Annotated in this window: 23 protein-coding genes; 17 read left to right on the top strand and 6 right to left on the bottom strand. The window is 58.0% G+C overall.

Translation table 11 applies throughout. The features are described 5' to 3' along the window. Nucleotides 1-46: 46 nt before the first annotated feature. The gene (locus tag LK12_RS22950; RefSeq protein WP_052223749.1) at nt 47-1,648 is read right to left on the bottom strand and encodes a GMC family oxidoreductase; all 1,602 of its coding nucleotides are present in this window, start codon (nt 1,646-1,648) and stop codon (nt 47-49) included. 205 nt (nt 1,649-1,853) lie between these two features. Between LK12_RS22950 and LK12_RS22945 the strand changes: the two genes are divergently transcribed. Beyond that, nucleotides 1,854-2,651 (top strand): enoyl-CoA hydratase/isomerase family protein, encoded by a 798-nt coding sequence (locus tag LK12_RS22945; RefSeq protein WP_039290382.1) that lies wholly within the window; start codon nt 1,854-1,856, stop codon nt 2,649-2,651. A 69-nt stretch (nt 2,652-2,720) separates the two neighbouring features. Then, entirely contained in the window at nt 2,721-3,503 is a 783-nt protein-coding gene (locus tag LK12_RS22940; RefSeq protein WP_231568465.1) for a hypothetical protein, read from the top strand. A gap of 611 nt (nt 3,504-4,114) precedes the next feature. Here the strand turns inward: LK12_RS22940 and LK12_RS22935 are convergent. Then, a complete protein-coding gene (locus tag LK12_RS22935) occupies nt 4,115-4,720 on the bottom strand; it encodes a hypothetical protein (RefSeq protein ID WP_197063644.1) in 606 nt (201 codons plus the stop codon). A 343-nt stretch (nt 4,721-5,063) separates the two neighbouring features. Then, nucleotides 5,064-5,867, bottom strand: coding sequence for an alpha/beta hydrolase fold domain-containing protein (locus LK12_RS22930; RefSeq protein WP_231568464.1), 804 nt, complete (start codon nt 5,865-5,867; stop codon nt 5,064-5,066). A gap of 383 nt (nt 5,868-6,250) precedes the next feature. Between LK12_RS22930 and LK12_RS22925 the strand changes: the two genes are divergently transcribed. From LK12_RS22925 to LK12_RS22910, 4 genes are all read left to right on the top strand, one after another. After that, nucleotides 6,251-7,480, top strand: a complete 1,230-nt coding sequence (locus tag LK12_RS22925) for a CaiB/BaiF CoA transferase family protein (protein ID WP_197063642.1) — start codon at nt 6,251-6,253, stop codon at nt 7,478-7,480. 238 nt (nt 7,481-7,718) lie between these two features. Further along, entirely contained in the window at nt 7,719-8,555 is an 837-nt protein-coding gene (locus LK12_RS22920) for an alpha/beta hydrolase (RefSeq protein ID WP_231568463.1), read from the top strand. Further along, nucleotides 8,552-9,631, top strand: coding sequence for a Zn-dependent alcohol dehydrogenase (locus LK12_RS22915; RefSeq protein WP_039290373.1), 1,080 nt, complete (start codon nt 8,552-8,554; stop codon nt 9,629-9,631). The genes LK12_RS22920 and LK12_RS22915 overlap by 4 nt, the downstream gene beginning before the upstream one ends. A gap of 30 nt (nt 9,632-9,661) precedes the next feature. Next, nucleotides 9,662-10,063 carry a VOC family protein gene (locus LK12_RS22910; protein ID WP_052223747.1) on the top strand — a complete coding sequence of 134 codons (402 nt, stop codon included), beginning with the start codon at nt 9,662-9,664 and terminating at the stop codon, nt 10,061-10,063. Between the two features lie 125 nt (nt 10,064-10,188). Here the strand turns inward: LK12_RS22910 and LK12_RS22905 are convergent, their stop codons facing one another. Further along, nucleotides 10,189-10,986, bottom strand: a complete 798-nt coding sequence (locus LK12_RS22905; RefSeq protein WP_039290371.1) for a tyrosine-protein phosphatase — start codon at nt 10,984-10,986, stop codon at nt 10,189-10,191. Nucleotides 10,987-11,183: 197 nt separating this feature from the next. On the opposite strand from LK12_RS22905, the gene LK12_RS22900 reads away from it, so the two are divergent. The 4 genes from LK12_RS22900 (at nt 11,184) to LK12_RS22885 (ending at nt 14,852) form a co-directional block, all read left to right on the top strand. Continuing rightward, nucleotides 11,184-11,597 carry a Zn-ribbon domain-containing OB-fold protein gene (locus tag LK12_RS22900; RefSeq protein WP_231568462.1) on the top strand — a complete coding sequence of 138 codons (414 nt, stop codon included), beginning with the start codon at nt 11,184-11,186 and terminating at the stop codon, nt 11,595-11,597. Nucleotide 11,598: 1 nt separating this feature from the next. Then, a complete protein-coding gene (locus tag LK12_RS22895) occupies nt 11,599-12,771 on the top strand; it encodes a thiolase family protein (protein ID WP_039290366.1) in 1,173 nt (390 codons plus the stop codon). A gap of 136 nt (nt 12,772-12,907) precedes the next feature. Continuing rightward, nucleotides 12,908-13,708: an SDR family NAD(P)-dependent oxidoreductase gene (locus LK12_RS22890; RefSeq protein ID WP_039290364.1), complete on the top strand. Its 801-nt coding sequence runs from the start codon at nt 12,908-12,910 to the stop codon at nt 13,706-13,708. A 28-nt stretch (nt 13,709-13,736) separates the two neighbouring features. After that, the gene (locus LK12_RS22885) at nt 13,737-14,852 is read left to right on the top strand and encodes an alpha/beta hydrolase (protein ID WP_231568461.1); all 1,116 of its coding nucleotides are present in this window, start codon (nt 13,737-13,739) and stop codon (nt 14,850-14,852) included. A gap of 110 nt (nt 14,853-14,962) precedes the next feature. On the opposite strand, the gene LK12_RS22880 is transcribed toward LK12_RS22885, so the two are convergent. Further along, entirely contained in the window at nt 14,963-16,603 is a 1,641-nt protein-coding gene (locus tag LK12_RS22880) for a long-chain fatty acid--CoA ligase (protein WP_197063641.1), read from the bottom strand. Here LK12_RS22880 and LK12_RS25010 point away from each other — a divergent pair. Then, the gene (locus tag LK12_RS25010; RefSeq protein ID WP_197063640.1) at nt 16,593-16,829 is read left to right on the top strand and encodes a hypothetical protein; all 237 of its coding nucleotides are present in this window, start codon (nt 16,593-16,595) and stop codon (nt 16,827-16,829) included. The two genes, LK12_RS22880 and LK12_RS25010, sit on opposite strands and share 11 nt — an antisense overlap. Nucleotides 16,830-16,868: 39 nt before the next feature. Here the strand turns inward: LK12_RS25010 and LK12_RS25005 are convergent, their stop codons facing one another. Further along, on the bottom strand, nt 16,869-17,060 hold the full coding sequence (locus LK12_RS25005) for a hypothetical protein (RefSeq protein WP_197063639.1): 192 nt from the start codon (nt 17,058-17,060) through the stop codon (nt 16,869-16,871). Between LK12_RS25005 and LK12_RS22875 the strand changes: the two genes are divergently transcribed. From LK12_RS22875 to LK12_RS22855, 6 genes are all read left to right on the top strand, one after another. Continuing rightward, on the top strand, nt 17,059-19,380 hold the full coding sequence (locus tag LK12_RS22875) for a TonB-dependent receptor (protein WP_231568460.1): 2,322 nt from the start codon (nt 17,059-17,061) through the stop codon (nt 19,378-19,380). The two genes, LK12_RS25005 and LK12_RS22875, sit on opposite strands and share 2 nt — an antisense overlap. 460 nt (nt 19,381-19,840) lie before the next feature. Then, nucleotides 19,841-20,314, top strand: coding sequence for a GbsR/MarR family transcriptional regulator (locus LK12_RS24085; RefSeq protein ID WP_052223745.1), 474 nt, complete (start codon nt 19,841-19,843; stop codon nt 20,312-20,314). A 225-nt stretch (nt 20,315-20,539) separates the two neighbouring features. Then, entirely contained in the window at nt 20,540-21,316 is a 777-nt protein-coding gene (locus LK12_RS22865) for a carotenoid biosynthesis protein (RefSeq protein WP_197063637.1), read from the top strand. Nucleotides 21,317-21,480: 164 nt separating this feature from the next. Then, nucleotides 21,481-21,720, top strand: coding sequence for a hypothetical protein (locus LK12_RS22860; protein WP_231568459.1), 240 nt, complete (start codon nt 21,481-21,483; stop codon nt 21,718-21,720). A 151-nt stretch (nt 21,721-21,871) separates the two neighbouring features. Then, nucleotides 21,872-22,000, top strand: a complete 129-nt coding sequence (locus LK12_RS25320; protein ID WP_269430676.1) for a hypothetical protein — start codon at nt 21,872-21,874, stop codon at nt 21,998-22,000. 168 nt (nt 22,001-22,168) lie between these two features. Next, nucleotides 22,169-22,675: a hypothetical protein gene (locus LK12_RS22855; protein ID WP_052223743.1), complete on the top strand. Its 507-nt coding sequence runs from the start codon at nt 22,169-22,171 to the stop codon at nt 22,673-22,675.

Here is a 22,675-nt window from a genome sequence, read left to right as displayed (position 1 = left end):
CGTGTGAAGTTCCTTTCACTCATCTCCCATCCGCATCCATTTTGCTTCAGCTGCAGCTTCGTGCGTCCTCGGCAATCATGCTTGCGGCCTTCTCGCCGATCATGATGCAGGCCGCATTGATATTGGTGGACACGATTTCGGGCATGATCGATGCGTCGGCGATTCGCAGGCCTGTAATGCCGCGCACCTTGAGCCGTGGATCGACCACGCTGTCCTGTGCCGATCCCATCTTGCATGTTCCCACTGGATGAAAGACTGGACCAAGCACGCCGCGAACCCGTTCGAGAAGGGCCTCGTCATCCTCGGGGATCGGTACGGCGGGGCTGAATCCCTTCATCCGTGGCTGCGACATGATGCGTTGTGCCAGTCTTACGCCGGCAAGGACCCGCTCCTGGTCTCCCGGTGTCTGTAGGTAATTGGCGAGGATCGAAGGTGCCTGGGCAGGGTCGCTCGATTTTAGCAGGACCCGGCCTCGCGATTCCGGCCGCATCTGATAGACGGACACGGTCACGCAGGGCTTTTTGGCGACGGATAGGCCCTTTTCGGTGAAGACGAAGCTGAATGGGCGAACGGAAATCTGTATGTCCGGATAGCCGCTAGTACCATCCGAACTGGCGAAAGCGCTCGCAGCGGAAGTTCCTACCGCCAGAATGCCTGTCCGTCGCAGGAAGTACCGCCCGACTTCGAGAGACAGCCGGGGCCAGACAATGCGGTGGTTGATCGATTGCGCGCGCGGAGAGTTGAAAACCAACGGTGTGTTCGTGTGATCGTGCAGGTTTTGGCCGACAGCGGCGGCATCGGCATGAACGCCGATGCCATGGTCTTGCAGATGTTGGGCCGGACCGATGCCGGAGAGCATCAGGAGTTGCGGAGAATTGACGGCACCGCCGCATAGAACGACCTCGCGGCGTGCCTTGGCTAGGCATGTTTCACCGTTCCGATTGAAAAGGACGCCTTTCGCTCTGCCCTCGTCCATGGCGATTCGCTGGACCATTGCACTGGTCAGAATTTCCAGGTTCCGCCGCTTTCGGATCGGCGCGAGATAGGCGTCGTAGGATGTCCTGCGCAGTCCATGCCTGATGGAGAACTCAAGATAGCCGACTCCATCCTCGAATGCCGGTCCATCCGTGTTGAGGCTTGCGCGGACAGGCAGACCCGAATCCTGCGCCGCGGCGAGGAATAAGTCGCCAAATGCATAACGGGTCACGGCCGGACTGACGCCGATTGCATCCTCTGCCTTCTTGAACAGTGGCAGCACGTCGTCCCAGCCCCAGCCGGGATTGCCGGCCTGCTTCCATGCTTCAAAGTCGCGGGGATGTCCCCTGAGATAGACCATGCCGTTTATCGCGCCAGATCCGCCCAGCGTCCGGCCGCGCGGCCAGTAGATCTGCCGTCCGCCAAGATGGGGCTCGGGGTCGGAAGTATATCCCCAGTTGTATTTGCCGGGTCCGATCACTTTGGACACGGCGCCGGGTATGCGGATCCAGGGGCTTCTCGGCTCCGGGCCGGCCTCCAGCAGTAGCACGCGCACGGAAGGGTCCTGCGAGAGGCGGGCTGCCACGACACAACCCGCAGATCCTGCCCCGATTACGACGTAATCGAAATCCCCGTACGTAAGGGGGGGCTCCACCTCAACCGCACGCGGCATGCTGTATCCTCTCGTCCGGGTCATATATGGCAAGCCGGTTCCTGCTTTGAGTTGGATTTGTTAGATGCCATCGTAAAAATTGAAATCAAGATAAAATTATTGATCATGCGGGCCTTGACGCGCTGCGCCAGGGTGGCGATGTTCGCAGACGGCGCGCAGGCCGGCAATTCGGCAGGCTGTTGCCGAGAGTGTGTTGGGAGGCGGTATGACTGAGGAAGCACATATTCTGACCCATATCGAGGACGGAATACTCGTCGCCACCTTCAATCGCCCCTCCAAACTCAACGCGATGAGCCATGAGCTGATGTCGGGTTTGCGGGATGCGGTGGAGCATTTCCGGGAAGCGTCCGCCCTGAAAGTCATGCTCATAAGAGCGACTGGGCGCTATTTTTCCTCAGGGGCTGATTTGCGGTCGGGAGGGCCGGCACGAACTCCGCCGCAGACGGGGTCTGGCATCCGCGAGTTCCACAGGCGGCTTCCAAGCGGAATGCGCCAGCTTTGGGATGAGATCGAACACATCGAGAAACCATTCGTCGTTGCTCACCAGGGCGCGTGCGTTGGTGGGGGGCTCGAAATGTCGATGTCCTGCGATTTCCGCCTTGCCGCGGTGTCTGCAAGCTACGCTTTCCCTGAAGCCCGGTTCGGTGTCTTGCCGGCCACGAACGGTGTCAGCCGACTGACCCGGCTGGTGGGCCCGCACTGGGCGCGTTTGCTGATCATGGCCAATATGCCTGTCTCCGCCCACGAGGCGCTTAACATGGGGCTGGTACACAAGGTCTATGCGGACGAAACGTTCGAAGAAGACGTGATGGCATTCTGCCGCCACTTGGCCCTTCAGAACAGCGAAGTAATGGGGACTGCGAAGATCGCCATAGAACTGGCTCATGATCTGGCGGTTGATCAGGCTGCTGCGGTCGAGCGCATGGCGAATGCATCACTCATGCTGATGCCCTCCTACCAGGAAGGGCTGAAAAAACACGTCGAGAGTCTCGGCAAGAAGTAGTCGCAAGGGGGGGGGCTCGCCGGAGGCGCATTGTGGCTTGTTTTCCTCGCTCCCCGGCCGCGGCAAGCAATGCTGGAGTTCAAAAATATGAGCCTGGTTACGACAATCCATCTGCATAATGTGCCTGAGGGCAAATCGCAGGACTATGCTGGCTGGTTTGACGGGGACCATGCGAGTCAATTGACTGCGCTTCGCGGGTTCAGGTCTGCGCAGCGGTTCGAAGTTACAGAAGAGCAGGTGATGGCGGGCAATCCGCAGCCCTGGCGCTTCATGAGCCTTTACGATTTTGATCTGCCAGATCCTGCAATCGACCTTCCTGCTCTGGGGCCTTTGATTGCCGTGGCGCGCGATGCAGGGCTCATTGCTGACGATGGCACGGAGCGCATTTATTCTTTCGATATGTTCGCTGACTGGGAAGGAAGCGCAAACTGGCGCAAGGACCAGCCGTTTTCAGGAGTGTCGATCATCCTCGGAAACTACACGCCCGGCCGCTATGATGAATACCACCACTGGTATGACAAAATTCATAGCATCGAGGTGACCAATGTGCCCGGCCATGTCGCCATGAAGCGCGGCGAGCTGAGTGCACTGCAGATCGAGCCACGCCGGTATTGCCCCGGCGATCAGCTCGTGCTGGCGGCCCAGCAGACCGACGATCTCGCCTTCACGATCAAGGATTTCATTGATCGTGCCTTGGGGGCAAGCCCCAGCGGCGTTGCGATGGAGCCACGCTCCAGTGCTGCGTCCACTGCACGGACAGTCCACTATTTCCGCAAGATCAGCGGTAAGGATGCCTGGCCGGGCGGTATCGCCTATGCCGGTGACATGTCGGTCTATCCCGGCAAGGCATGACCGTTAACCTGTACGGGGCGAGCTGCGCTCGGAAATGTAGACATCGTCAAAGGTAGGCAAAGATCTGATTGTCCTACCTCGAGGCTACACCGTAGCTCACGGCGCGGCGCGCCGTGAAGGAAAGGGGGGGCGCCTCCAGTGGCCGTGCTGACCGTCACCTCAGGTTCATGCGGCACAAGTCAGTTGCCTCGGTCACGCGGTCTGTTTCCAGCACTTACGGCCTCGTAGTAGTCACCGTGATCGGCACATCCTGCAGGCCCTGCTGGCGCTTTTGGGTAATGACGATGATCTGGTTCAGGCCGTAGCCGCTGGCATCGTCGAGCAGTCGTGCGCAAATGCGTGTCCGGGAAGCTGCGCAAGCTAGCCGGGAACGGACAATGCTTGGTTTGGCTCAGTTCGAACGGGGCAGCTTGGGTGGGCTTGCGGCTTGGCGCGCAAGCACCCATCGCGGATGGCGGCCTGTTTTCTGGGGTGCCGTCAGCCCGCATGCAGATCGCAAGCAGGCGCCTCCCGCGTGGGTTAGATGCACAAAGTTTTTCCAACCTGGCCGGGCTCTTGGGCCGTGGCCAGGTTGGGAAGAGATGGCCTCAATCGATGCCATGGATCATGGTTCAGGCTCGCGTGGTGGCTGCCAGCGAAAACTGGCGCTTGAGCGTCTGATTCCCCCAGTACAGGACCATCCACGGTACGATCAGCCACGGAGAGTTGACGAGGAAAAACGTCACGCCGAAATCCATGAAGCTGGCAGTATTGACGTGGGAGAAACCGCCAAGCGCCTCGGAAAGGTAGTAGTACCATGTCAGAGGGATCTGGATGGCTTCGACTCCCATGATGACGAGCGTCGCACGGTAGTCCAGGAACTTGGAACGATAGAGCCAGATCAGGCCGATTACCCCGACCACGGCATTGGTTATCCCGAGCATTTCCATCGTCAGGATGGGAGGTTCCGGATTGAGGTAACGGTAGTCGCCGCCGTCAAGATAAGACCACCAGGAGTATGCCCAGGACTCATTCTTGGCCTTGGCGATCTGCTCGTTGAGAAGAACGAAGCCCAGTTCCCACGTCAACTGAACGATATATGACATGACGAGAAACGGGAGGATGACGCCCTGAAGGCGTTCATAGGATGTCCACTTGCGCAGAGAGGGCAAAAACATGGCGGCGAAGATCCCGCCATAGTAGGCGATGACCGTGTGGCTGTTCATGACCTGTGCCACGAATTTCCGGTCTGCCCCAGGGGCTAGGGCCATGTTGGAATAGACCGAGCCAGCGGCAACCAGAGAGCCGAAAAATAATAGCCATGTCAGGCGCAGTGCCTTGGAGGGAGGTAGCTTTCTGACTACCACAGGTTCCGCTGAAAGTGCTCTCTGCGTTGCGTTCATTGCCAATCTCCTCGCCCAGTCCCAGGAAGTAGTCTGCCGCGCCCTTGCGCGACACGTTTTTGAGTGCCGGCGGCATGCACGATATTTAATTGTATTTCAAATTATAATCAGCGCGCCGATTGAGACTGCGCGTAACGTGGTGCTTTTGTGAGGTGTTTGCCGGACGTGTGAGCATGCGTCAGCCGGATGCGTAATGCAGCATGAATGCGGCTGCCTCGTCGAGAGCCTGCTTGCCTTCCTTGAGTGGGCTGACAGGCCAGACGTGCTGCATTTCAGGGTAATGGCGGTGGACGACTTCGGGGTTTTTGGCGGCAAGACGAAGGGCATCCGAATCAAGGATTTCGCGATCACCGCTGAAGACTAGCGATGGTGGCAGCCCGGACTGATCGCCGAACAGGGCGCTCACCCGGGGATCATCCGCGGGAACGTCCTGCACCCACATCCGGGCCACATCCTTCATCATGGAAAGGCGAAGAACCGGGTCGCGTTTTTCGATCGCAGGTTGGTCGGCGCCGCATGCGCTGATGTCGAGGCAGGGGGAAAACATGACCAGCGCGGCCGGAAGAGGAAGGCCTTCATCGCGCAGGCGTTGTGCCAGCAGCAGGGAAAGGCCGCCGCCGGCGGAATCGCCGCAGACGACTACCTGGGCCGGGTCATACTGCGCAATCAGGTCCATGTACGAGGCATGCACGGCATCCATCGTCTCCGACCAGTTCGCTTCCGGACCCAGCGGGTAGAGCGGAGCGATGATTTCGCCGGGAACGCGCTGCAACAAACCGGTGACAAGGCCCCACTGGATCGACTGGAAATCGAGCACGAAGGCGCCGCCATGCAGGTACAGCATTTTGATGGGCGAGGTGATTCCGGTAATCGGCGTAGCACCAAATGTGCGCAGGCCAGCCCGTTTTCCGTCGGTGAACCTGATTTTCTTGAGTGCGCCTTTCGGAGGAAGGCCCGGACCCTTGGCGCGGTCATTTCGCACGGCCTTTTCCAGGGCGCCGGGGGTTGCAAAATCGGGTGCGAGCATCCGCGTCAACAGGGCCAAGGCCCAGCCTCGAAAACGGCCTCCGGGACCTGGTGCATCCGGGCCGCCGGATTGAAACGGAGGGGAAGCAATGTCGATCATGATCTTGGCCTGTCCGGGATATCCAATTGACGTGGTGCGGGGCTTGGAGCGTCATAATTGTGTCAAGGCGACCCTGCCTGCCAGTACCCCCGCGTGGTGTTTTCCCGGTACGTCTAGCGATCTTTTGTTTTAATAGAAATTAAAATCGATTGACCAATGTGCCGGACGTGGCGATGTTGGGCGCAGGTCGATGCTGCAGGTGCTGCTGCGCGCCTGGCATCTGGTTTCGGGAGAATGGAATGACGAAGGTGATGGAAGGCGTGCGGGTTCTGGAGGTAGCTCAGTTCACGTTTGTGCCGGCCGCAGGCGCTGTCCTTGCAGAGTGGGGCGCTGACGTCATCAAGATCGAACATCCCGTTCGCGGTGACACGCAGCGCGGCTTTGTCCAGTTCGCTGGCAAGAAGGTCAATCCCAACCGCATGACGCTGATCGAGCATCCCAACCGCGGCAAACGCAGCGTCGGCATTGATCTCTCGACTCAGGAAGGGCAGGAACTGCTCTACGAAATTGCCAAGACCTGCGACGTCTTTCTGACCAATTACCTGCCCAAGGCCCGTCAGAAGAACAAGTTTGACGTGGAGCACATCCGCGCCGTGAACCCGAACATCATCTATGTGCGGGGCAGCGCCTGGGGCGAAAAGGGGCCTGAACGTGAGGCAGGCGGTTTCGACAGCACAGCGTTCTGGGCCCGCACTGGTATCGGCAAGGCGCTTTCCACCGGCGAGGTTGAATATCCCGCTTCGCAGGCGATGCCGGCTTTTGGGGATTCGATCGGCGGCATGAACATTGCCGGCGGCATTTCCGCTGCCCTGTTTCACCGCGAGCGGACTGGCGAGGCGGTCGAAGTCGACGTTTCCCTGCTGGCCACGGGCTGGTGGGCGGCTGGTGCCGCAATCGCCCAGGTGGCAGAGGACAAGGAATGGACACCGCCACCGCCGCGTTCGATCGGTGGGGTTCGCGGCAATCCCTTCCTGGGTAACTACATGACTTCGGACGGCGGAACGGTCATGCTGTGCACTCTTTCCCCGGGGCCGTTCATCGAGGACGCTTTCACGCACCTGGGCATTCCTGAGGCTGCCAGCGATCCTCGCTTCTCCACTGCCGAGGCGCTGATGGAAAATTGGTCTGATGCAAGTGGCCTGATTGTCGCGGCCATCGGGAAGCAGCCGATCACGTACTGGCGGGAGAAGCTGAAGACTTTCAAGGGGCAGTGGTCAACATTCCAGACCTTCCTTGAGTTGGCTGAAGATGAGCAGGCGCTGGCGAATGACATGTTCCTGGAACTGACACCTTCGGATGGCGGCGAACCGCTGCGCGTCGTTCGTTCGCCGGTGCAGTTTGACAAGGTAACCCATCACGTCGAGCGAGCGCCGCAGGCTTCCGAGCATACCGAGCTGTTCCTGATGGACGATCTCGGCATGGAATGGGATCGCATCGAAGCTCTGAAGGCCGCAAAGGTCATTGCCTGACGGCCGGGCGCGGCAAGACTTCATACCTGCCGCGCCATCCGGAAAAGTGCAGCCAGAAGTTTGGGGAGAGTTTTTCATGGGTGATGCCAAGACAGTCAGGGTGCCGGCGCGTGATCTTCCCGTTCCATCCTACCTCAGTCCAATAGCTCAAACGATATTGGCAAATCCGAGTTACGATGGAGGGCCTGCAGCATTTCCCGATCAGGACGACCGGGAGGGGTGGAGAGCCCATATAAGAATGGCCGAGGCCGGTCTCATGCCCATGCTGCAGCAGATCAGCCCATCTTCCCCGGCCGAAGTGATCGAGCGCGATCTGGATGGGCTGTGTGTGTTCGACGTTACGCCCGAAGATCTGCCCGCCGGTAGCGGCGGTGTCGTGCTCGACCTCCATGGCGGAGGCTTGTTCCTTTGTGGCGGCGAACTTTGCCGATTGATGGCCATAGGCATTGCGACACGGCTGAAGACAAAGGTCTGGTCGCCCGATTACCGGATGCCGCCCGACCACCCCTATCCTGCCGCGCTCGACGATGCCATGACCGCTTATCGCGCGCTGCTTGAACAGTATGATCCATCGCGGATTGTCGTGCACGGCGCTTCGGCTGGAGGGAACCTGGCTGCTGCCCTGATCTTGCGGGCTCGCGACGAAGGGTTGGCGATGCCGGCTGGTGCCATTCTTCAGACTCCCGAGGCCGATCTCACCGAATCTGGCGACAGTTTCCATGTGAATCTGGGTGTCGATCCTGGTCTTGCGCCGTTGATGCCGGTCAATCTGCTCTACGCGAACGGACACGATCTGACCGATCCCTATCTTTCGCCGCTTTTTGGCGATTTCACCAAGGGTTTCCCTCCCACAATCCTGACAACGGGCACTCGAGACTTGTTTTTGTCGAACACGGTTCGGATGCACCGGGCTCTGCGGGCGGCGGATATCCCGGCGGAGTTGCATGTCGTGGAAGCAGCCGGGCACGGGAATTTCAGCGGAGCGCCTGAGGGTGATGAAATAGACAAGGAAATTAGGCATTTCCTCGAATCTGTATTGTCGCAGAAAACAGTAACTGGCGGAGAGGGTTCATGAAGGCTGCTGTATTTCAGGAGGTCGGCGCGCCGCTCACGATCGAGGATCTGGAACTTGATGGTCCTCGCCGTGGAGAAATCCGCGTTCGCATCGTCGCCAGTGGCTTGTGCCACAGCGACTATCATCTCATTTCAGGCCATTTGCCCGGACGCGGTCTCACAGTGCTCGGACATGAAGCGGCAGGCTATATCGAGGCAGTCGGCGAGGATGTGCCTGATCTAAAGGTAGGCGATTTCGTTGTTACCAGCTTCTCCGCGTATTGCGGCGAATGTGCGGATTGCCAGACCGGTCACAACCACCGATGCGAAGTGCGCCCGCGCGCGCCTGTTCGCGAAGCCGGCTCCCGGCTCACCTGGAAAGGCAAGCCGGTGTGGCAGGCTGCGGACATCGGCGGCTTCGCAGAGGAAATGGTGGTGCATTACCGTTCTGCGGTGAAGCTGCCCGGAAACGTCCCGCCAGAAGCTGCCGCACTCTTGGGTTGCGGTGTCCTTACCGGGGCTGGCGCGGCCATCAATGGTGCGAAGATAAGGCCTGGCTCCAAGGCGGTCGTGATCGGCTGTGGCGGTGTGGGCCTGAATACCATCCAGGGCGCCCGGATTGCCGGGGCGGAACAGATCATTGCTGTCGACGTCAACCAGGCCAAACTCGATATGGCCCGGAAGTTCGGGGCGACGGCGGCCGTCATGGCAGGCCCGAACGCGGTGGAAGAGGTGCGCGAACTGTCGGGCGGAGGCGTTGATTTCGCCTTTGAGGTCGTCGGATCGCCGGCGACTTCCCGCGATGCCTTCGCAATGCTGCGTAAGCACGGCACGTTGTTGCTCATCGGTATGCCGGCAATGGGGGCCGAAATGTCGTTCCCGATCCTTGAGATGCTCTACAAGGATATTCGCATCATTCCTTCGGGCATGGGCGACGTGCCCTTCCAGCTCTTCCTCCCGCAACTCGCACGCTACTACATGGATGGGCGCCTGATGCTCGACGAACTGGTTTCCAAGAAAATCGCGCTCGCCGACATCAACGAAGGCTTTGCTGCCATGAATGGCGGCGAGATCGCGCGCAGCGTGATCGTGTTCTGATTTCATAAAAATCGAAAAGAGAGATTGTCAGTGACTAATCAACCTGGTTCGAGCCTCGTCTCGACGAAACTGGTCGTCAAGGATCTGCAAAGGGAAGCGGAATTCTATCGTTCGGTTTGCGGATATGGCGAAGGCATCTTTATTCGCGACCAATTGGCCGGCCGGCCGATCGACGAGATAATCTTTGTCCCGGAAGGCGGCGGGCACAGTTTGATCCTGTTTACATACACGGACGGGGGAGAGCCTTCGTCCAGCGGTGTGATGCTCGTCTACTTCACCAGCGATCTCGATGCCTTTGAAGCCCGCGTCCTGGCTGCGGGCGGTACCGTTCATCAGGCGAAGGGGCCGATCGAATTGCCCAGCGGCAGCAGCAGGATGGGCGTATTTGCCGATCCGGAAGGCTTTCTGCTCGAAGTTATCGAGTCCGTTTAGGCTGCGGAGTTCCGGCAATTGTCCCGGGGTACAAGGCTACGCGCTGGTGCCGTCAGGACAATTGCCAGAGACGGCTTCAGATCACCGTGCGCGGCAATGCCGTGGCGTCGCCTGCCTGCGATTGGTCAGGCATCGGTCAGAAGGTTGGCCCTAAGAGAAGACAGGGCTGCTCGATCGAAGCCGAGTGCCTCGTCGAGATAGCGTTCGACTGTGCCAAATTGAGCGGTCAGGGCATCGAACATCGCTCCCAGATATTGCTCCTGTGACACCATCATCGCCATGATCGCTTCACGCCGGGCAGGATCGGTGGTCTGCGATCCGGGCACGTTGCCACCGACCCATGCGGCATGCACAGGGTTGAATGCATTTGTCAGCAGATAATCGCGCATGATGTATTCACGAGGTACGGCCAGAGCGGCCAAGAGCAGTGCGGCAGCGGCACCGGTACGATCCTTGCCCGCTGTGCAGTGAAACAGCAGGGGGGTCTTGCCCGCAGCAAGCTGTTCAAATACCAGCTTGTAGAGCGGCGCGTGCGTTTCTGCGAAGCCGCGATATTGCTGCAGCATCAGTGATTTCACTTCTGCGATGCCACCGTCGATGGCGGATTTCCAGAGCTTTGCAAGGTCGCCATGCTCTGCGGCATCGGGGATGCTGATATAGTTGTCACATCCCAGACCGGCCCATGGCGCCGGTACGCTCTTACGCTCCGTCTCGTTGCGCAAGTCCACGACACTGGCGAGGCTGAGGCTGGAGAGAGCTGCTGTCACTTGCGTGTTGCCGGAACGGGGCATGGCCGACCGGAACACCATTCCCCGCCGGACGGTCTTTTTGCCATCGATCGCCGGAACGCCCCCCAGATCGCGCAGGTTGACATAGGTGGCCAGCACCTCCTCGCGGGCTAGTTCGCTGCTTTGCTGGTTCATCGGCGTCTTCCTTCGGGCACTATATCTCGTCTCGGTCGGGAAGGATCTTAGATATATAAATTTAAATTAGAAATAAAACTTGTTGACCGTGCCCGCTATGCTGGCGAGAATGACGGCGCCGTTGAGGCCAATGTCAGATTTTTGGGTTTGGGATGGTGTGGAAAGAGGGGCGGGTTATGCCGGCGGATTGGCAAAGGATGTTGCCGCAGCTCGATCAGGACAACAGGGATTTCTGGACGGGTGGTGAGCATGGAGAGCTCCGGATCAGGAAGTGCGGGGATTGTGAAACCTATATTCATCCCCCCAGGCCAGTCTGCCACAAGTGCTTGTCGGACAATGTTGTCGCGGCGGCCGTGTCGGGCCTGGGAACGGTCGATACCTGCGTCATAAACTACCAGCAGTGGATGCCGGACATGCCGGTTCCATTTGTCGTCGCCCGCATTGCCCTTGATGATGCGCCTGGCATCTATGTTACCTCTAACGTCATCGGATGTCCGGTTGAATCGGTCCAGCTTGGGGACCGCGTCCGTGTGACGTTCCTGAATCAGGAGGAAGTCTGGATTCCCCTGTTTGAAAAGATCGGTTCGGACGACGGTCCAGAGGGAAACTGAGATGGCAAAAGCTCCAGAAGCCTACGTAACCGGCGTCGGACAGTCAGAGGTTGGTGTCAGGCTTAAGCGCCATCCGATGTTGCTTACGGTCGATGCGATCAAGGAAGCGCTGTCCGATGCGGGGCTGACCATCGGCCAAATCGACGGTGTTTCGACATATCCGGGGAAGTCACCCGGTTTTCTGGGCTTTTCCCCGGTCGGCGCCGATGAACTGATCGATACCCTGGGCATCCGGGCGCGCTGGTTCGCTGGCGGTGCGGAAATCAGTTCGCAGCTTGGCGCGGTGGTTGCGGCCGTCGGGGCCATTCGGTTGGGCCTTGCCCGCCATGTCATATGCTTCCGAACGGTGTACGAGGCGGCGGCGATGGCCGATCCGGTAAATTATCCTTCGCGCTTCGACGGGGGACGGGTTAGCGGAATGCAGCAGTGGGAACTGCCGTTCAATGCGATCTCGGCAGCGATCTGGATCGGCCAGTATGCCGAACGGCACGTGCGTAAATATGGCATGACGCGCGAGCAGTTGGCCCAGATTGCGTTAACCGGCTCTGCGAACGCCATGCTCAACCCTTGCGCGAGAGCGATTACCAAGAAGCAGCTGACCATGGATGACTATATGACGGCGCGCATGATCTGCAGCCCGTTCTGTCTTTGGGACTGCGACCGCTTCACGGACGCTGCGACGGTGCTTATCGTTTCGGCCGAAGACGCTCTCGATGAGGTCAAGGCAACACCCGTCCGGATTGCGAGCTACGCAGGTTCTGCGCATCGTCATAACTGGGACCAGGAGGAATGGGTCGCGGCCTATCATACCGGGCCTGAAATATGGCGGCATACCGACTACCGGGTCGAAGATGTCGATATGGTCCAGTTGTACGATGGCTTCAGCTTCAATGCCATAACCTGGCTTGAAGGGCTGGGCTTCTGCGACTGGGGTGAGGGCCATCATTTCATCGATGGAGGCAGCCGCATTGCTCGTGACGGTCAATTGCCGCTCAACACTAATGGCGGGCAACTGGGGGCCGGCAGGCTTCATGGTTTTGGGTTCGCCCATGAAGCCGTGGTGCAATTGCGCGGTGAGGGTGGTGAAAGACAGGTGCCTCGTGACCCGAAAGTGGCGATTGCGGCATCAGGTGGCGGGCCGATGGCAACAGCGCTCCTGTTGGCGCGCGACTAACAGATCTTGCTGCTGAACGAGCTCTCCCGCGTTCAAAATGTAAAATGATGGCCGTTGTTTTGCTGCCGGATCCCGGAAGCTTTCGGGATGAGCAGAGTTCGCAAACCAAGTGCAAATCTTCAGAGGCGCTGTGCAGATGAAATCAGATAATATTGTCATCATTACGGGTGCTGCATCGGGAATGGGGGCAGCCGTAGCGAAGCGGATGGCCGGTGAGGGAGCGGCGTTGCTGCTTTGCGATGTCCGTGCGGATGCGCTCGAGGCATTTGCTGAAGGCCTGCCTCAAGACACGTCCGTCGAGTGTCTTGCTGCCGACATCTCGGCCGAAGATCTGCCCGGGTGCATGGCTGCGGCTATCGGCGATCGCCGCGTCTCGGCTTTGATCCATTGTGCAGGCCTGTCATCCACAATGGCCGATGGCGACAGGATCTTCGCGGTCAATCTGACCGGCACCATCCGGCTCGTTGATGCTGTCGAGCGCTTCATGGCCGACGGCGGATGTATCGTCCTGTTTGCTTCTCTTGCGGCGCACTACCTGGGAAGTCAGCTCGACAGCACGATCGCAGTCAGCCTGCACGCTGACAAAGTTCATGAGTTGAGTCAGTTCGCTTCAACGCCCGATGCAGCCTATTCGGTGAGCAAACGCGGCGTTCTTCTCCTCGCCCGCCAGAAGGCGCTGGCCTTGGGCAGGAAAGGGGTGCGCATCGTTTCGCTGTCGCCCGGCGTGATTGATACGCCGATGTCGCGTGCGGAGATGGAACTCCATTCCATGATGCGCGACATGATAGAAGCGTCGCCGGCAGGCCGTATGGCGCGAGCAGAGGAAGTTGCAGAGGTGGCTGCCTTTCTTTGCTCGGACAGGGCGAGCTTCATCACCGGAACCGACATACTGGTGGATGGCGGAGCCTTCTCCGTCGCCGGAGAAGCTAGCGTTTGACAGTATTGGCCGCAGAAGGACCTACGTGATGAAAGCATCAACAAGGCTTCGCAACGCAAGCATGATTTTAGGATCTCTGGCGCTTTCTGCAGCTGGGCCCGCTTTCAGCTCTGACGGACCGGTTGCAGACGCTTCGCACGAAGCCGCGCGGCCCACTTTTGCAGCCGATGGCACCGTGCATGTTCCGGCATTTGATCTTCCACCGTCTTCTTTGTCGAGCAAGGAGGCGCGGGAAAACCTGAAATATGCAGCGCAACTCAAGCAGGCAGGTTCACCGCCAAAGGACATTTCGCAGGCGCGCCAGGGGCTGGATGAGCTCATGGAGCCCATGGTCCACATGATGACGCAGGAATATCCGGTAAACATGAACGAGGCGGTGATCGGCGGCGTCCCTACGCGGATATTCACTCCAGCCGACAAGCCAGTGCGCCAGGATCGGGTGCTCATAAATGTGCATGGCGGCGCATTTTCAGTTTGTTGGGATTCCTGTTCGAAGCTGGAATCGATCCCGATCGCTGCCGTCGGCGGGTACAAGGTCGTAAGCGTCAATTACCGCATGGCGCCCGAGCACAAACATCCTGCAGGGCTTGAAGATCTCGTTGCGGTCTATCGCGAACTTCTCAAATCTTACGACCCGCGGAAAATTGGTATTTACGGTTGTTCCGCTGGTGGTTCGCTTACAGCGCAGGCGGCATCGTGGCTTGGTCAGAACAATCTGCCAGAGCCTGCCGCAATCGGTATATTCGGGGCCGGCGGGGTCCCCTTTCGTACCGGAGACTCCGCTTACATCTCGGCTTATGTGGATGGAAATTTTGCGGCTCCGAAGCCGAATGCTGAAGGAGACATCTCGGATCTCACCTTCGGCTATTTCGACGGTGCGAATATGACGTCAACTGTCCTGGCTGCTGCCATGTATCCGGATGTCCTGGCGAAGTTTCCGCCTGCACTCATCATCACCGGATCGCGCGCCATGGACATGAGTCCCGCGATCTATACCAACTCGATGCTGTTGAAGGCAGGCAGGCCGTCTACGCTGCTCGTTGGTGAGGCGCTCGGCCATTGCTTCATCTATTCGGCTACACTTCCTGAAGCGCGCGATGCGTTCAACATCATCTCCAGGTTCTTTGATGATAATATGAAATAAGAAAAAATTTCGTATTGTTGACGGGGCGGAGGTTGGAGCAGTGTGATTTTGAGGTTGCTTACCCCGTCAACCGGCGTGAGGAAGGTGTTGTTATCAATGCGGTTTTGGTTTTATTGTGAGGAATTTATTTCACCCTGTCCGAGGGAGTCGCCGTAAAGTTCCCTCAGTATTTTCTTGTCAACCTTCCCGGTCGAAGTGAGTGGAACCGGAGCGAAGAGAATGCGGTCAGGAAGCCACCATCGCGGCATGTGCGGAGCCAGGTGTTCCAACATCTGTTCGGATGTGACGCTTGCGCCGTCATTCAATTCTACGATCAGGACAGGGCGTTCTTCCCACTTCGGATGGTGCACGCCGACCACCGCCGCAACTTTCACGCCAGGAAAGGCAACTGCACAGTTTTCCAAATCGATGGAACTGATCCATTCGCCGCCTGACTTGATGATATCCTTTTTTCTATCAGTGAGTCGTACAAATCCAAATCTGTCGATCGTCGCGATATCGCCCGTGTCGAACCAGCCGTCTGCAGTTAGGGCAGTGGAAGGGCTGCGGAAATATCGCTCGATGACCCATGGTCCCCGAACGTGAAGATCTCCGGCGCTATTCCCGTCTGCGGGTACGGCCATGCCATCAGCATCGACGATGCGCAGTTCGATGCCGAACTGGCGGCGTCCCTGGCGTGACCAGATAACATCGTCCTTGATGTCCTCGCCGGCATTCTCAAGGACTGGCGTGGCTGAAGCGAAGACTCCGAGCGGGCTCGTCTCGGTCATGCCCCAGATCTGATTGACGGCCACGCCGTATGTCTCTTGGAAAAGTTCCGCCATGGCACGTGGCACGGCCGAACCTCCGATTATGAGCCGTTTAAGCGATGCCGTTTCTTCGCCACTTCGTTGCAGATGATCCAGGTACATGGTCCAGATCGTCGGAACGCCGCCGGAAACGGTGACGCCCTCGGTTTGGATCAAGTCCTGCAAGCTGGCCCCATCCATTCGTGCTCCTGGCAAGACGAGCTTGCAGCCGTTTATGGCTGCAACGAATGGCAGGCCCCACGCGGTTGCATGGTAAAGTGATTGGCAAGGCATGATTGCGTCGAACGCCGTAACGCCAAGCGCGCCATTGAGGCCAGCGGCGATGGCGTGAATTACCACTGATCGATGCGAATAGAGAACGCCCTTGGGATCCCCGGTCGTGCCAGAGGTGTAGCAAAGGAATGCGCCGCTATTCTCGTCGAAGCGAGGCCAGTCCAGTTCAGGTGCATATCCGGCAATAGCGTTGTCGTAAGAACGCGAGGTGGCGATAGTTGGCGTAGCCGATCCCTCGCCCCCCAAATGAACGAAGTAGGCCACTTGCGTCAATTTTGGCCGAATGCGTGCGACAAGATCGGAGAAGCAGTGTTCGTAGATGAGCATGCGGCTGCCAGCATGGTTTATAGTGTAGGTAATTTGGTCGTCCGACAGACGGGGGTTTGCCGTATGCAGCACGGCGCCTATCCCGGGAACGGCGAAAAAGAGCTCAAGGTGCCAATGGGTGTTCCAGGCCAGGGAGCTGACCCGGTCGCCGTCGCCAATTCCGGAATCGCTTAGCATTGCGCCGCATTGCGCTGACCGGCGTGCAAGCCCTTGGTAATCGTATTGCCATAAGCCTTCATCTGATCGCGACACGATCTCGCGGTCAGGGTGGGCAATGGCGGCATGCTGCAGAACATCGCTGATCATGAGCTGCCACGATTGCATATGTCCCTTGATCGTCATGAATTGCCTCTCCCTGTTCTGGTCTTTAGGCGTTTTGGCTTTCTATCAAGCGGGCTCCGTTACCTGCGATGTATCTGCAGCAGATAGCCCTGTGGTGCCCATTTTTGCAAAAATAGTATTAATTGAAATTCAAATGATATGCGAGGCGGCGGTCATGTTCGCCCTTGATGGTGATTCCATATTGCAAAGGCGGTCGCATAGCCTGTCGAATTTTCCAGAAATTTAAAAGCCTATTTTACAATAATTTGAGGGGCAAATGGGCGCCTTAAAAAAGGCGGTTGCTTTCGGCTATTTCTGAGAATAATTTAAATTCAAATAAGCGACCTGTGCTGCCGCTCGGTTGAGTGGGAAGTGCAAGATTTAACAGGGAGGGAAACGTGACCAGGAAATCAATGGTTGCATTGACTGTGCGTTGCACAGGAATGCTCGGATGTAGCGCTGTTGCCATTGCTGCCATGGGGGCGCAGGCCATGGCGCAGGAGACTTCCAGCGAAGATGTTGGTGTCCGCGAAATCATCGTCACTGCACAAAAGCGTGAGCAGCTGCTTCAGGATGTTCCTGTCGCGATTACCGCGCTGGATCAGACGGCGCTCGAGGCGAACCGCATTACCGACATCATGGATCTTGGTGCGCAGGCGCCGAACCTGAACGTTCGTGAGACGGCGGGCGGCATTCAGGTGCCGACATTTACGATGCGTGGTTCGGTCACGTATGGCTCGGTGTCGGGTCAGGACAAGACGATCGGCATATACCTCGACGGGGTGTATATGGGCAGTGCGTACGGCTCTGCTTTCGACCTGCCCGACCTGCAGCGCATCGAAGTTCTTCGCGGCCCGCAAGGGACCCTTTTTGGCCGCAATTCTACTGCCGGCGCTATCAGCATAGTAACTCGCGATCCCACCGGTGAACTGGGCGCGCGGCAGCAGTTTACTTATGGCAATTACGCTCAATTTCGTTCGTCGACCCGGGTCGACCTTCCGCAAGTGGGCCCATTTTCCGCTTCGATCAGCTACACCCACAGCGAGCGTGAAGGGGATGTCAAAAACCTGGCTCCGCGTGTGGATTTCGATTTTAGCGCTGCGACTGACCAATCGTTGCTCAGCAAGATCCAGCAGCGCACTGTCAAACGTTTCGGTGACAAGAACAGCGAGTCAATTTTCGCGGCTGTGAAATTCGAGCCGAGCGACGATTTTACAATGACTTACAAGTTTGACTGGAATGAATTGCGCTACACGCCGGAGGCGAGCCAACTGATCGCTTTCATCCCGGACATCTACAATTACATCTCACCCGGGTTTGGCAGTCTAATCCAGGGACTGCTGGCCTCGGATCCGCCGGTTTCCGCAGGCCAGTCGGGCCCCGCGACAGCCAAGAACATCCTGTCTATTCCCGGCTATATCAAGAACCAGGGTCACAATGTGACCGCCACGTACTACCTGACGGATAACCTTACGGTCAAAAACATTTTTGGCTATAGGAAGGCTGAATCCGTGGTGGCTGCATCGTACGGCGGATATGACACTATTGTTCCGAGCTATTTTGGTCCACTCGGAAATTCGCTTTTCATCATGGGGTCTTCTATTGTCAGTTCGCGGGTAAGACAATGGAGCGATGAGGTTCAGCTCAATTACAATTCTGAACCGTTGACTGTGACAGCGGGTGCAATCTACTTCAACATCAAGACGCAAAACGGTGCCCCCTCGGGGCTTGTCGGTCAGGGCTCGCTCTTTACGAACTTCTTTTTCCAGAATGCCGCTGGGCAATTCGTCGTGCCCGGTGGCCAGGATAACCGCAACTACTTCTACGGCCGGTCCTATGCAGCCTATGCCCAGGTAGAAGGTCACCTTACGCCGCAACTGGACGTCCTGGCCGGATATCGCATTACGCGCGACATGAAGGACGGGCATTCGCTCGTCTACTCGACCCGCTTGGCTTCGCAGCTGGAATACCTCTACTCGCCGTATCGCGACACGCGGTCGACCTACATGTTCGGGGTTAATTACAAGCCGACCGACGATATCTTGCTCTACGCGAAATATTCGACTGGCTTCGTTTCCGGCGGCGCGGTTGCATATCTCCCTTATGCGCCAGAAACAGTGAAGGCATGGGAAGGCGGCGTGAAGGCTGAACTTCTTGACCGCAGGCTGCGGGCCAATCTGGCGCTGTTCAAGTCCGACTACAAACACCTCCAGGCCAACGCATCGGGCAGGACTTTCCCGACCTCAAGCCCGCTTTTCGATCCTGACGTTGGAACGCTTCTTATCGATGAAGGGGATCTCAACACAAAGGGCTTCGAACTTGAGCTGACCGCGGTGCCGACGAGAGGGCTCACGTTCAACGCGGCCGTCGGTTACACGGATGTCAAGTTCACGCGAGTAAACCAATTTTTGGCGCAGCCGCATGATGCGACGGTCCGTCCAAAGTGGACGAGCAACTTGTCGGCGCAGTACGACACAATGCCGTTTTACGGCGATGCTTACATGATGTTCCGGGTTGATGCCTCCTATCGCTCAAAATCTCAGCAATTGTCCCCCACTATACCTACGGCGCCCGCCGGAGCTGTCGTCGCCTATTCAAACTCGCTTACGCTCGTGAACGGCCGCGTTGCGCTGCGGGATATCAAACTCGGCGGCGGAAAAGCTGAACTGGCGCTGTGGGGCCGCAACATCTTTAATCAAACTCGGCCCGATATGGCGCTCGACCTCCAGGTGGGCATTGTATCGTCGAGCTACACCGATCGCAGAACCTATGGCGTGGATCTGACGTTCGATTTTTGATTGCTGACTCCGATCTGCCGGAGCTGCAGCGACCTTGTGCCCAGGCTGGTCACGCCAGCCTGGGATTTCTTTTGTTAGGTCTAAAATTACCGTAACATCATGAAAAACATAATGGTTCCTAATGTTGGTGCCGGGTCCTAGCTGTAATGGTTCAGCCTCTGTCGTCGGCTCAGAGCAAGTAGCCTTCTGCTCCATCTGCCCGCCACGTGCATGGCATTCGTAAAGCAGAATTTCGAAGGATTTTCATCTTTCAGGGCCATCCCTGCTGCGGCAGATCGAGGCACTAGCTGACGGGGCATGCTTCTCTTTGGTGACGCCACTTTCGCAATGAGGGAATATTCATTGGTAAGCTCTCTGCACTTCATCTGTACCGGCCGGCAGGCCGCGGGTGAGCGGGTGTTGTCGATGCAAAGAAACAAGACGGTTTGCGGGAGCAACTGGACTGGCCTATCGTTCAGCCATGGCTGAACGCGAAACTTCGACTGCTCTTGTAGCCTTGGCAGACAACCTTGGGTTGATGACCGAAGAGGAAGGGCTGCCCCGTACAGCAGGGCGCATCTTCGGGCTTCTGCTCGTGAGCGATGTGCCGGTCAGTTTTGGAGATCTCGCCGAGCGATTGTCGGTGAGCCGAGGCGGGGTAAGCAGTAACACGAGGCTCCTGATCGAAATGGGCCTGATCGAACGTGTCGCGCCCGAAACTGGGCCTGGACGGCAAGATTGGTTTCAAGTGCCTGCGGATGTGTGGCACCGCCAGATCGAATGGCAAATGAAGCGGGATCGCAGGGCACGCTCTCATGTTGAGGCTGTACTTGCCACAGGAAGCGGCCTTCCGCCTGCCGCGCGAACGCGCCTTTTGACGCTGCTCGGAATTCTCTCCCGTGCTAACGAGCAATGCATTGAGACGCTGGCGATGCTCGATCGCGGGGATTTGTAACCAGACGCTGCAACATGCGGCCGGAAAAGAATATGGCGTGTTCATAACGTTCAGTATATACTGAACGTTATGAACACTACAATCTCTTCTGAGCACGCCGCTTCCGGCATTGTCCGGCTCAAAATATCCTGGGTCCTTGCCATTGGTTGGTTAGGCTGCATTGCATGGTCTAGCCTCGATCCGGGCTCATTGCCCGGGACTTTCGCAGCTGGTCTCCAATTCCTGTTGCTGTTGATTTTGCTATTCGTCCAGGGTTCGATCGCACGCGGATGGCGCGGAGCGATTGTGTTTTTCGTCATACTAGGCGTAGTCAGCTTCGCTTTTGAGGCGACCAGCATTGCCACAGGCTTCCCGTTCGGCTTCTTTACCCATCACACTCCGGGGCCCCGCCCGTTGAAAGTACCGATTGCCGTCCTGCTCGGCTACTCGGTCTATGGTTGGCTGGCTTGGGTGCTGACAAAAGCGATGCTAGGCCCGTTGGCCGTCCACAACCGTCTTTATCTGCTCGCTGCGCCGATCGCAGGCAGTTTCGTGTTGGTTGGCTACGACTATCCATGGGATGCGATAGGAGCAACCATACTGCACACGCACAGCTACCGGACTCCCAGTGGCCTGTTCGGCGTGCCGCTTTCCAATTTCCTTGGGTGGCTCCTGACAGGGTGGGCGGCGTTCCAACTCGTTGCGCTGGCAGAACGAAAGTGGCCGGAAGCGCCGCTTGCCAAGACGCGCAGTTATTTGCTCGTTTCCCCGGTGATCTGGGCAGGGCTGGGGCTGAGTTATGTACTTCGCTGGTGGAGCGCTCCGGCCGGCATGACAAGCGTAGCAGGCCGCACTTTTGTCATCGCTGACATCTACGAAGCTTCGGCTGCGATTGCGCTACCAGCCATGCTCCTGCCCGCGATTGTTGCCGTCATCATGATCTACGCGGGAACCGTGGGCGGTGATAGCCCTCACAGACGACACCTCGATGGTGCCGCTGCGAAGGGAAGAGAGTGCGCATGACGACACGCTGCCACTAGCGGGGGCGGTCGCGATGGGCGTGGTTGCCGGCTAGCTGCTGGCGGTCGCGGACGTTGTTTTCATAAGGTTTACCAGCTACATCAGGAAGACGATCCCGAGCGGGATCCTGATCGAGTTTGACGATGGAACATGTGGCTGCACAAGTGATGACGACGGTCAACGCTCCCTATGGGGCGGCTGTGCCCGCGCATCAGCTCGCCGCGATGCTCGTCGATCCCAAGAGCGCAAGCGAATTCAGTGCTCCGGTGTTTGCATTCTTTTCCGAAGTGCCGGGTTCCATTCAGAAGCAGTTTTTGAAGGACATGGGTGTGGATGAGACGCAGGCGAACAGCGTAGCAGGGCTGTTTGCAAAGCTGTCCGGTTACACGCTGCCATTGACAACCTGATTGCGTGGCAGCCGGTCGGCCAAGCGAATGGCCGGTCCTCTTCGACCTTGCTGCCGTCGCCGAACAATACAGCGCTGATTACGTCGTTGGCGCGCTCCGTCAATGTGGACTGGAACGCTGCCGAAACGCGCTTGGCACGATCGAATAGGCCGTGCCCGCGGCTGTTGCGGCGATCAATGCCCAATTGATGGCCCGCGAAACGACCTGGCACCTTGCCGGTTCCGCGCAAGAGATCAGCCGCGAGTTGATTGAGCGTGCAATTGCAGAACTTGGCGGTTGAGCCGGACTGGACCACGAACGATTTGCCCTCGAGATTCGTGCAATCGGTCTGCCCACCAGGGGTTCTACCTGCCCCTAATGCTCTTTTCGAGCCGCTCAAAGCAGACTGGCGGAATATCAGGAGGGAAGGGAGGGCGCCGCGAAATGCCATTGCGCAGGAGGAGCGGTCATGTGGCAGGAATTGCAGGCTCAAACGTTCGGCATCGGGTTTTCGCTGCGGCTCATTGATGGTAGGATCGCAGGAGGAAAGGATCCCCCTGTGGAACCCGAAAACGATCCGAGCAACACCACGGAAAATCACGCGACTAATGGCACTTCCAAGCCAAAAGCGTCCGCTTGGCTGTGGCGGCCATGGCATGCAAAACTGTGGTGGGCAGGCATTGCCGTCTACTGGGCGGGTAAATGCGCGTCGTTCTATGTGCCATCGCTAGAAGGCTTCTACACCAGCGCGCTCGCCGGTTACCTGAACATTCTGTTCTTTCCGATGACGGCACTGCTCATTCTCGGGATCGGCTTCGCACAGGCACGGTTTGCCGCGAGCGATTGGGAATTCGTTGAACCGACGCAGGAAGAGATGTTCCCACGACGATCAGTTGGGGGCTTGCGTGATCCCTACAGCGATCCGCTCGATCCGCGATCAGGCGCACTCTATTGGCGACATCGCGAAAACGGATGA

It is taken from the genome of Novosphingobium malaysiense, assembly GCF_000802225.1.
Taxonomy (GTDB): Bacteria; Pseudomonadota; Alphaproteobacteria; order Sphingomonadales; family Sphingomonadaceae; genus Novosphingobium; species Novosphingobium malaysiense.
The sequence above is the reverse complement of the archived record's forward strand: the minus strand, read 5'-3'. Positions and strand labels throughout refer to the sequence as shown.

What these genes read in the sequence shown, in the direction of transcription:
- LK12_RS22950 (WP_052223749.1), bottom strand. Translation starts at nt 1,648, where the DNA reads ATGCCGCGTGCGGTTGAGGTGGAGCCCCCCCTTACGTACGGGGATTTC.
- LK12_RS22945 (WP_039290382.1), top strand. Translation starts at nt 1,854, where the DNA reads ATGACTGAGGAAGCACATATTCTGACCCATATCGAGGACGGAATACTC.
- LK12_RS22940 (WP_231568465.1), top strand. Translation starts at nt 2,721, where the DNA reads ATGCTGGAGTTCAAAAATATGAGCCTGGTTACGACAATCCATCTGCAT.
- LK12_RS22925 (WP_197063642.1), top strand. Translation starts at nt 6,251, where the DNA reads ATGACGAAGGTGATGGAAGGCGTGCGGGTTCTGGAGGTAGCTCAGTTC.
- LK12_RS22920 (WP_231568463.1), top strand. Translation starts at nt 7,719, where the DNA reads ATGGCCGAGGCCGGTCTCATGCCCATGCTGCAGCAGATCAGCCCATCT.
- LK12_RS22915 (WP_039290373.1), top strand. Translation starts at nt 8,552, where the DNA reads ATGAAGGCTGCTGTATTTCAGGAGGTCGGCGCGCCGCTCACGATCGAG.
- LK12_RS22905 (WP_039290371.1), bottom strand. Translation starts at nt 10,986, where the DNA reads ATGAACCAGCAAAGCAGCGAACTAGCCCGCGAGGAGGTGCTGGCCACC.
- LK12_RS22900 (WP_231568462.1), top strand. Translation starts at nt 11,184, where the DNA reads ATGTTGCCGCAGCTCGATCAGGACAACAGGGATTTCTGGACGGGTGGT.
- LK12_RS22895 (WP_039290366.1), top strand. Translation starts at nt 11,599, where the DNA reads ATGGCAAAAGCTCCAGAAGCCTACGTAACCGGCGTCGGACAGTCAGAG.
- LK12_RS22890 (WP_039290364.1), top strand. Translation starts at nt 12,908, where the DNA reads ATGAAATCAGATAATATTGTCATCATTACGGGTGCTGCATCGGGAATG.
- LK12_RS22885 (WP_231568461.1), top strand. Translation starts at nt 13,737, where the DNA reads ATGAAAGCATCAACAAGGCTTCGCAACGCAAGCATGATTTTAGGATCT.
- LK12_RS22880 (WP_197063641.1), bottom strand. Translation starts at nt 16,603, where the DNA reads ATGACGATCAAGGGACATATGCAATCGTGGCAGCTCATGATCAGCGAT.
- LK12_RS22875 (WP_231568460.1), top strand. Translation starts at nt 17,059, where the DNA reads ATGGGGGCGCAGGCCATGGCGCAGGAGACTTCCAGCGAAGATGTTGGT.
- LK12_RS25005 (WP_197063639.1), bottom strand. Translation starts at nt 17,060, where the DNA reads ATGGCAGCAATGGCAACAGCGCTACATCCGAGCATTCCTGTGCAACGC.
- LK12_RS24085 (WP_052223745.1), top strand. Translation starts at nt 19,841, where the DNA reads ATGGCTGAACGCGAAACTTCGACTGCTCTTGTAGCCTTGGCAGACAAC.
- LK12_RS22860 (WP_231568459.1), top strand. Translation starts at nt 21,481, where the DNA reads ATGACGACGGTCAACGCTCCCTATGGGGCGGCTGTGCCCGCGCATCAG.
- LK12_RS22855 (WP_052223743.1), top strand. Translation starts at nt 22,169, where the DNA reads ATGTGGCAGGAATTGCAGGCTCAAACGTTCGGCATCGGGTTTTCGCTG.